The organism is Allobosea sp. P1_A7 (genome assembly GCF_056406775.1).
Window position 1 is genome coordinate 1 of record NZ_JBFTZN010000393.1, and the last position, 3823, is coordinate 3823.

General features: G+C 61.4%; 5 protein-coding genes. All 5 read left to right on the plus strand.

The genetic code is table 11. The features are described from left to right. Positions 1 to 221, plus strand: a 221-nt coding sequence (locus tag AC1D34_RS34890; RefSeq protein WP_476826699.1) for a DDE-type integrase/transposase/recombinase, incomplete at its 5' end; no start/stop codon positions are given. Between the two features lie 607 nt (positions 222 to 828). Continuing rightward, positions 829 to 2076 carry a glycosyltransferase family 2 protein gene (locus AC1D34_RS34895; protein ID WP_476826700.1) on the plus strand — a complete coding sequence of 416 codons (1248 nt, stop codon included), beginning with the start codon at positions 829 to 831 and terminating at the stop codon, positions 2074 to 2076. Between the two features lie 13 nt (positions 2077 to 2089). Beyond that, entirely contained in the window at positions 2090 to 3145 is a 1056-nt protein-coding gene (locus AC1D34_RS34900) for an HlyD family secretion protein (protein WP_441509155.1), read from the plus strand. 10 nt (positions 3146 to 3155) lie between these two features. Further along, positions 3156 to 3419, plus strand: coding sequence for a TackOD1 domain-containing metal-binding protein (locus AC1D34_RS34905; RefSeq protein ID WP_441509156.1), 264 nt, complete (start codon positions 3156 to 3158; stop codon positions 3417 to 3419). 36 nt (positions 3420 to 3455) lie between these two features. Next, the coding region (locus AC1D34_RS34910; RefSeq protein WP_476826701.1) for a hypothetical protein at positions 3456 to 3823 on the plus strand (368 nt) is incomplete at its 3' end.

Here is a 3823-nt window from a genome sequence, read left to right on the forward strand (position 1 = left end):
GAATCCGGCAAAGCCAATACCTGAACAATCGGATCGAGCAGGATCATCGGCGGATCAAACGGCGAATCCGATCGATGCTTGGCTTCACATCATTCAAAAGCGCCGCGGCAACCCTGGCCGGTATCGAGATGGTTCACATGATGCGCAARRGMCAGGCCAGATACGCCTACAATCCAAATCCGTCCATCGCAGCGCAGTTTGAGATTATCGCAGCGGCGTGAAAGGGCACGAACCACCAAATTCTATGGCGCCGCGGGAATTTGCAACAGAACCCCCACATGAAGACCGTCTACGTGCCTTCCTGCCCGTTCGAGCCGTGACGCCCGTCGCCACACAGCGCCGCACGATGCGGCTGTTGGACTCCGTGCGCATGATCCGGGTCGAGGAGGCTTTGTCGCCCGCGCTGGAGACTGCGACCGATGCCGCAGCAAATCGCCCGAGCCAATGCCTGCCGGCCGCGGTGGCAGGCCAGCAACGCTCGTCCGGTGACCGACAGCCGTTGGCTGCGCCGATTTGAAGCCGCCTGAGCCTACCACTAGCGGACGTCCCGAAGGTCGCAGGAGGGTGGAGTGCCGACGTTTGATCGGTGACGCATATCGTCTGCTAACGGTCGTAGTGGACCTCCCTGGAATCTTCCGGCTTCAGCGACTTCGATTGGTCGAAGGGCGGGCTTCGGCTTCATTGGATCTTGCATCAAGCCTGCCTTCGAACGTCGGTGGTCCCATCGTCGTAACGAACATCGCGACCAGGCGACTTTTGCGCACTGCCTGACATTGACCGGGCTTGCGCCGGGATTGAAGATGCTCCTCGAGAGCGGAGGCATTCGGCATGGGCGACGTCCTTCTCCAACTCTGGTATTCGAATTGGGTTCTACTGGCGTTCACGGTCCTGATCTTCGAGGTGCCGCGCTATACCTTTTCCCTGGTTTCCCTGACCGCGCTGACGTTGGGCCGACAGCGCCCGCATGCCGTTGCCCCGGCGCTGCGGGTCAGCGTCGTGATGCCTGCCTTCAACGGGGCCGATGGTCTGCTCCATTCGATCGCCTCGCTGCGCGCCCAGACATCCCCGCCCTTCGAGATCATTGYGATCGATGACGGGTCGGTAGATGAAACCCTCGCCATCGCCGAGCGCGCTCGCGCGGATGGGCTGATCGACCTCGTGATCCATCACACGAACCGCTGTGGGCGCAGCGCCGGCGTGAATGCGGGAGCGCGTTTCGCGCGCGGCGACCTGATCCTGACGGTCGATCCAGACACCGTCTTCGCCCCCACTGCGCTGGCCCTTATGACGGCAGCGTTCTCAGATCCACGCATGGCCGCTGTGAGCTGCAACATCAGCGTCAAGAACGAGAGCGCATCGATCTGGACCGAACTTCAAGCTCTTGAATACCTGATGTCGATCAGTGCTGGAAAGGCATTCCTCCGTCAGTTCGAGGGCATCTCGTGCACCTCCGGCGCCTGCTCGCTCTATCGTCGCGACATCTTTCTCTACCGTGGTGGACTTGATGTCGGGCCAGGTGAGGATATCGAGTTCACCCTGAGACTGCGGCGCTTCGGATACCGGATCGGCTTCGTTCCCGAGGCTTGGGCCGCGACAATGGCGCCGGAATCGTTCATCTCGCTCGCCCGCCAGAGGCAACGCTGGGATAGAGATGCCCTGCGAGTGCGCCTTATCCAGTACCGCGAAGCCTGGCCCTTCAGGTCCGAAAGCCTGGCCGATACGCTGCAGCGTCTGGACTTCCTGATCTTTGATCTGGTCCCGACACTGTCTTTGCCCTTCTATCTTGCCTATTGCACCGTGCTCTTCGGACCGGCCACACTGACGTTCCTTGCCGGAGTCAGCCTGCTGTTGCTGGCTCTCAACCTGTTCAATATCGCGTTGGCCGGCCTGCTGTTCAATCACAAGCCGCGCCTGTTCAATGTACTGATCGCTCCGGTCTTTCCAATTTACCAGGGCCTGCTGATGAAGGCGGTTCGTTTCTGGGCCTTCACGAGCGAACTGCTCTTTTCTGTCTCGCGCCACGACGACTTCGTGCCCCCACGCGTCCGGCGCGCCCTGCTGACGCCCGATCTTTGACGGAGCGATCGCCATGAACCGCGAGATTGAACGCCTCGACACCCGGGTTCCAGACCCGGTCGAAAGTCGCCGTGCGGGCGCGGGACGTATTGTCCGTTTCATCTACGCCGCCCTGGTTTTCGGTGTTCTCGGCTTCTTCATTGTCAGTTTTGGTCTGCCGCTGATCTTCCTAGACGGTCCTGGCGTGGTCTCGGCGCCGCGCACGGTCATTTCGCCGCCCTATCTTGTCCAGATCAAGCGGATGGATGTGGGGCCGGGCTCGGTCGTACAGGAGGGCACGCCGATCGCCGAGGTGATTTCGCCCCAGATCGAAGTCGTCGCTTCAGGCCTTCTGCAGACCCTCGCCGATATCACGGGCCGCGAGATTGAACTCCGGGTCAAGGCACGCGTCTCGCTTGCAGCCATCGAGCCTGCCCGCGCGCGATCGCAGTTGGCCGAGGAAGCCTTCCAGCGTCTGGAGCGCAGCGCAGACCTTGGGACCGCCAGCCTGATCTATCGCAGCGATGTGCTCAGGGAGCGCTCCCTGGCGGTCCAGAACCTCGTGGTGCTGGAAGCGGAAGCCGAGGAGGGGGCGGCGCAGCTGGTGCGTCTGACTGCTGTGAGACAGGAAGTCCGCGGGCAGTTTGACAAGGTCCGGAGGGAATTCAACGACGGTATCATCCTGTCACCGGTGAGTGGTATTATTTCGAACCAGACGCGCCAGGCGGGCGAAACAATTGCAGCGGCAACGGCGATCGCCGAGGTCTATCTGTCCAAGGACATCTATGTCGATTGGTACATTCCCGATTTCAGGATGATTGATCCCAAGCCCGGACAGCGGGTCTTCGTCGTCTTCGGGAGAACCCGTTACGCAGCCACCCTCACCGAGGTCCTTCCCATCTCGGACCAGCTCGATGCGCGTCGCGGGTCGGTCTTTCGGCAGCCGGATTCAGGCCAGATCGGACGCGTCCGCTTCGATGCGGGAGTGCAGCCACCAACGCTGAACTCCACTGTGAGCGTCCACATGTATTACTCCGAGTTCACGGACAGCATCGCACGACGGCTGATGTGGCTGTTCAATCTCGCCTAGCGCGGTTGCGATGACCAGCCCCCCACTGCCCGATCAATGCGACATCTGCAGGAGCGGCGACGTCGAGCGTCATCGCGTCATCCACCACATGATCTGTGCCTATATCGGTCCAGAATACGATTTCGCTCGCAGCGGAGATGAACGGCACTGCCCCAAATGTCGCAGGCGATTGCTGGGCGCTGGGCGGGACTGGGAGGTTGTGGCGGCGAGCCTCCAATGCCGCATATGTCGCAGGGAGATCGTTGTCCCTGAGGTCGCTGATCCCAATCCGTAGCCCAAAATGCACGCCCCTCCGCACAGGACATCCAGCATGATCTCGGAAATACTCATTGACGAGGTCGAGCGGGGGAGTGGGTCTGACCCCAGACTGGATGCGGACACCCTGCGTGCCCTAGGCTTCACATCGCAAGGCGACGGTCACTGGCGTTTTGAGGGGATGACCATCTGGAACAGTGCGCGGTCCGTGACCAAATCGCTTGATCTCGTGATCGCACTTGTCGAGTGGAGGCTGCCCGATCTGGAGTGGCACTCCAGTGGACAGAAGACTCCCCGCGCGCGTTACACGGCGTTGATCCGTTCCGGGAGTGAACTGGGGCGCAATTTCGAGGGGACAGCGACGTCTCCGGCTCGTGCGCTTCTGGGGGCATTCCTGCGAGCCGTGCGGGCAGAGAGGCACGG

What these genes read in the sequence shown, in the direction of transcription:
- AC1D34_RS34900 (WP_441509155.1), top strand. Translation starts at nt 2,090, where the DNA reads ATGAACCGCGAGATTGAACGCCTCGACACCCGGGTTCCAGACCCGGTC.
- AC1D34_RS34905 (WP_441509156.1), top strand. Translation starts at nt 3,156, where the DNA reads ATGACCAGCCCCCCACTGCCCGATCAATGCGACATCTGCAGGAGCGGC.